This is a genomic window from Vibrio sp. 2033 (assembly GCF_033339735.1).
The window spans coordinates 1-608 of sequence record NZ_JAWOVC010000533.1 but is presented as its reverse complement, the minus strand read 5'-3'; the positions used below and the strand labels follow the sequence as shown (position 1 = coordinate 608).

1 protein-coding gene is annotated in these 608 nt (G+C 49.7%); it reads left to right on the top strand.

Features of this window, described 5'->3' with window-relative positions; all coding sequences use genetic code 11:
* Nucleotides 1–608: tetratricopeptide repeat protein (locus R7P74_RS27630; protein WP_443293482.1), on the top strand; the 608-nt coding region annotated here is incomplete at both ends.

Below are 608 nucleotides of genomic sequence, written 5' to 3'. Positions count from 1 at the left end.
AGTGGCAGCTCTCGCCTGAAAATACTTCAGGCCATAAAGCCGATGCGCTTTACTGGTTTATGAAAGCGGCAGAAAAAGACAGTGCAGAAGGCAAAATTCAAGTCGGCTTGTGTTATCTAAACGGCATTGGCGCAGACAAGAGCATGGTGAAAGGTTGCTATTGGCTGGAACGTGCTGCTGAGGGCGGCAGCGCAGAAGCGATGTACCATGCAGGCGAAGCATGGAAAGACAGAGGAAAAACAGGCAATGCGATTGCGTATGTTTGGTTGTTTCTTTCTGCCAATATGGGTTATCAACCAGCTCGCGTCCTTCGTGATGAAGTCGCGGCGAACATCGGTGTGGATGTGGTGGTTGGACTTCAATCCATTGCGAAGCCTCTGCAAAGAAAGCTCGCATCTGGCATGGTGAAAAAGCACTCGATCATTCGTGCGCTGAACAAGGTGTACAAACGTGACGTATATTTCCCTGGCGAAGAAGAGCTTAACGAAGTGTTAAGTGACGAGCACAAATCTGGGGCGAATACGTGGGAAGAGACGACGGAGCTGAACTTCGAACCGGATATGACAACGGTCACAACAGAAGATCAATCAGCGAAACCACCTGAGCAG